General features: G+C 68.2%; 5 protein-coding genes. 1 reads left to right on the forward strand and 4 read right to left on the reverse strand.

Annotated elements, in window-relative coordinates; translation table 11 throughout:
• Nucleotides 1-19: 19 nt before the first annotated feature.
• The 3 genes from EN738_RS32065 to EN738_RS32075 form a co-directional block, all read right to left on the reverse strand.
• On the reverse strand, nt 20-826 hold the full coding sequence (locus tag EN738_RS32065; protein ID WP_127287083.1) for an SH3 domain-containing protein: 807 nt from the start codon (nt 824-826) through the stop codon (nt 20-22).
• 130 nt (nt 827-956) lie between these two features.
• Complete coding sequence (locus tag EN738_RS32070; RefSeq protein ID WP_127287084.1) at nt 957-1,715, reverse strand: metallophosphoesterase family protein; 759 nt, start codon at nt 1,713-1,715, stop codon at nt 957-959.
• Complete coding sequence (locus tag EN738_RS32075) at nt 1,715-2,071, reverse strand: helix-turn-helix transcriptional regulator (protein ID WP_127287085.1); 357 nt, start codon at nt 2,069-2,071, stop codon at nt 1,715-1,717. The genes EN738_RS32070 and EN738_RS32075 overlap by 1 nt, the downstream gene beginning before the upstream one ends.
• Nucleotides 2,072-2,266: 195 nt before the next feature.
• Between EN738_RS32075 and EN738_RS32080 the strand changes: the two genes are divergently transcribed.
• A complete protein-coding gene (locus EN738_RS32080) occupies nt 2,267-3,445 on the forward strand; it encodes an MFS transporter (RefSeq protein WP_127287086.1) in 1,179 nt (392 codons plus the stop codon).
• Nucleotides 3,446-3,577: 132 nt separating this feature from the next.
• Here EN738_RS32080 and EN738_RS32085 read toward each other — a convergent pair.
• Nucleotides 3,578-3,894 (reverse strand): MarR family winged helix-turn-helix transcriptional regulator (locus tag EN738_RS32085; RefSeq protein WP_145966998.1); only part of this gene is annotated, 317 nt, incomplete at its 5' end.

A 3,894-nucleotide genomic window follows, 5' to 3' on the forward strand; every position in this document is an offset into this window, starting at 1 on the left:
ATTCCCTACTGCCTAACACCTATTCGCCCAGCGCAAGCTGGTCCGTGATCTCGAATCGCTCCGAGGTGCCGATCCGGATCATGTTGAGCGTGCCCTCGCGGGTGAAGCGGAATTCGTCCGCCGAGTCCGAACTGGCCGGGAAGCCGCCGTGGAAGGTGATGATGCGCGTGCCGCCATCCGGCCAGGCTACCGTGACGGCACTTTCGCCGCCCGTGTGCACCACGGTTACCTCGCAGCGGGTCATCGGCTGGCCGATATGGCGCGCGCAGGGGATGCCGCCGGCGGCATCGGGGGCGGGGCCGTCGGAAAGTCCTGCCGCCGATGATGTGAAGGCAAGGCCATAGGCATCCTGCATGGCCGTCCTGCCGATATCGGCGGCGGAGCGCGGCGCCGCCGGGTCGGAGCCGCCGAGGCGCGCGGTGATGTCGGCGGCCGGTGCTTCGGGGAGTTGAGGCGCGCTGGCTTCGGTCGCCGGCGCGGCGGCATCATCGGGCGCCGGCGCCGGATTGTTCGGGGTCAGGTAGCGCGCGGGCGCCCAGCCACCGACGCGAGGGTTCTCGGTGTCCTCGACCTTGCACCAGGGATTGCCGTTGACTTCGTTGCAGCCGAGATTCTTCACCGCCGCCCCGCCGGGCAGGCGCGCCTGGATCTTTCCGGTCGCCGATGCGGTGGCGCGGATGTTGAGCAGGTCGTCCGGCGCGAGGCCGCTGACGATGGAAATGATGGTGCCAGGCGCGTCCTCGGCCACGGCCGGCGAGGCGGCCAGCGGCAAAGCGACGGCAATCAGTGCCTGCAGCGTCGATCGGAGCGTAACTCTGCGCTTCATCCTTCGGCCATGGGCATGCACGTTCCAAAGCGCGACCGACTCAAGCGCGCCACCTCAAGCCGAGGCGGTTATAGGAGACGATATGGCGCGACGTCATCTGAAACTTGGCGGTGACGGGGCGTGCCGCCGCTCAGTCCGGCATGAAGCCGGTTCTGAGCGCATGCGCCCATTCCGGCCGTCCCGCCTGTTCGGCCTGCCTGGCCGCGGCCTCGTGGTCGTAGTCGACGGCGATGGCCTCGAAGCGGTCGGGGCGGCCCTGCTCGCCGAGTTCGACGATGCCGTAGCGCGCATGCGGCGTCCCTTGCTCGGAAACATGCGCCGGCGGCGTGTCATCGTCATAGGCGGGGCAACCGATGCTGCCGGGGTTGAAGATGACCGGGCCGCCGGGGATGCGGATCAGCTCGGCGCGATGGCTGTGTCCGCACAGCACGATGCGGCAGGCGGGGTTGAGCGATTTCAGCCGCCGCCGGATCGCGGCCAGCGGCGCGCGCACCAGCTGGCCGTCGGTGATCGCATCGGCGAGATATTTCTCGTCATGGTCGGGGCGGGCGTGGAGGGCGACCACGCCGGGCAGGACCTCCAGCGTCAGCGGCAAGGCCAGCAGCGCCTCGCGCTGCAACCCCGTCAGCCGTCCCTGGGCGTAGCGGTCGGACGGCCACATCGTCTCGTCGGCGGGGTCCTGCGCCACCCGGCGGTCATGGTTGCCGCGCACGGTGGGCAGCTTGAGCGCCTGCAGCCGTTCCATCGTCTCGCGCGGCCAGAGCGGGCCGGAGACGCAGTCGCCGAGATTGACGGTGATATCGGCGCCGCCGCGATGCTTGAGGTCGTCGAGCACGGCGTCCAGCGCCAGCAAATTGCCGTGGATGTCGGCGAGAACCGCAATGCGCATCAGGCGCCGATCTCGATCTCGGCGGCGCCGACCATGGGCAGCGCCTTGTCGTCACCGGCGGCGGCAATGACACTGTCGAGCAGGCCGGGGAAGCGGCGGTCGAGGTCGTCGCGGCGCAGCGTGATCATGCGGTTGGTGCCGACCGCTTCGGTGCGGGTGACGCCGGCCTCGCGCAGCTTGGCCAGGTGATAGCTGAGGTTGGTCTTGGAGCCGAGATCGAGGAACTTGCTGCAGTTCATCGGCACGCCTTCCTTGCTCGCCAGGAAGCATACGATGGCAAGCCTGGTCGGGTCGCCGAGCACGGCGAGCACGATCGGCAGGCTGATCTGGTCAGCGTTGGGATGGGGCAAGGTCATCCCCGGGAATTAAGCACAATCCGGGCCGATTTCAACGCGTCTCCTTCTGCGGCGGGCGCAAACGATCCGTTGATCGCGGACCCTGTCCTGACACAGTGCTGTCAGCAGGGGTCAGCTATTTTCCCTTGGCTTCATTGACATCATGCCCTGCCATGTCCAATTGTTCAATAACTTTTGAACTAAAGGACACTCCCCATGGACAAGCGGATATTCTGGCTTGCGCTCGGATCGTTTGCGATCTCGACCGAAGGCTTCGTCATCTCCAGCCTTCTGCCCGACATTGCGGCGGATGCCGGCATCTCCATTCCGCTCGCCGGGTCGCTGATCACCGCTTTCGCGCTCGCCTACGCGCTCGGCACCCCGGTCCTCGCGACGCTGACCGGCGAATGGGACCGTCGCCGCGTCATCCTGTGGACGCTGGTGTTCTTCGTGCTCGGCAACATCGTTGCGGCGCTGAGCTCGTCCTTCGAACTGCTGCTGATCGCACGCATCATCATGGCTCTGTCGTCCGGCCTGTTCGCCGCGACCGCGCAAGGCACGGCCGTGGCGCTGGTCGACGACCATCACCGGGCGCGCGCCATCGCCGTCGTCGTCGGAGGCACCACGGTGGCGGTTGCCGTCGGCGCGCCGCTCGGCGCGCTTGTCGCGGCCGTCGCCGGCTGGCGCGGCACCTTCTTCGCCATTGCCGGGCTCGGCGCGCTGGCCGGCGCGATCCTGTGGTGGCGGCTGCCGCGCGGCATCATCGGCACCAGGCTCCCGCTCAAGGCGCGGCTGGCGGCGGCGCTTCGGCCCGGCGTGATGCCGATCCTTTTGACCACCGCCCTGGCGCTGGTCGGCGCGTTTACCGTCTTCAGCTTCATCGCGCCGCTGGCCGTCCAGAGCGGCGGCTTGAGCCCGCTGGCGCTGCCCGGCATGCTGCTCGCCTTCGGCGCCGGCGCCGTCATCGGCAACATTGCCGGCGGGCAGGCCGCCGACCGCTTCGGCGCGACTCGCACCGTCGCCTGGTCGCTGGCGCTCAGCGCTGCCATGCTGGTCACCTTCTCGCTGATCCCGACCTTGCTGCCGCAGCATATCGCCGGGCCGGCGCTGATGGCGATGATGGTGCCGTGGGGCATCGTCGGCTGGGCCTTCCCGCCGGCGCAGGCGAGCCGCATTATCAAGCTCGCCCCGGACGCCGCCCCGATCGTGCTCTCGCTCAACGCCTCGGCGCTCTATCTCGGCGTGGCGCTGGGCGCGGTTGTCGGGGGCGCGGTGCTGCGCTTCGACGTGCCGGGCGATCTCGGGCTGGTCGCGGCGGTGTTTCCGATCGTGGGCCTGGGTATCGTGCTGGCCGGTTGGGCATTGGCCCGCCCGGTCGCAATGCCGGCCGAGTAGCCGCTGCAAAGCTAGAGCATGATCCCGAAAAGCGGGAACCGGTTTTCGGAAAAGATCATGGTCCAACAAAGAATTAGATCAGGACGACGATTCAACGAAACGTCATCCTGATCTGGATTGGCGGCCGCTTCTTCAGAGCGAAGGAGCGGCCGCCGGCATTTCCAGATCGAGATCAGCCACCGCGTCCAGAGCCGCGCGCAGCTTCGCCGCCTGCTCGGCGCCGACCTTGTCCTCGAACTGCTGCTGCGCCGCGCTCCACAGCCTGATCGCCTCGTCGAGCTTGACATTGCCCTGCGGCGTCAGCCGCACGCGCTTGACGCGGCGGTCGTCCTTGTCGGCGAAAGTCTCGACATAGCCGTCGCGGATCAGCGGCTTCAGCGTGTGCCCGAGGGCCGAGAGGTCCATGATCAGCGCCTCGGCGATGGTGCCCATCGCCGGCTCGCTGCTGA

Source organism: Mesorhizobium sp. M4B.F.Ca.ET.017.02.2.1, from assembly GCF_003998955.1.
In the GTDB taxonomy this organism is placed as follows: Bacteria; Pseudomonadota; Alphaproteobacteria; order Rhizobiales; family Rhizobiaceae; genus Mesorhizobium; species Mesorhizobium abyssinicae.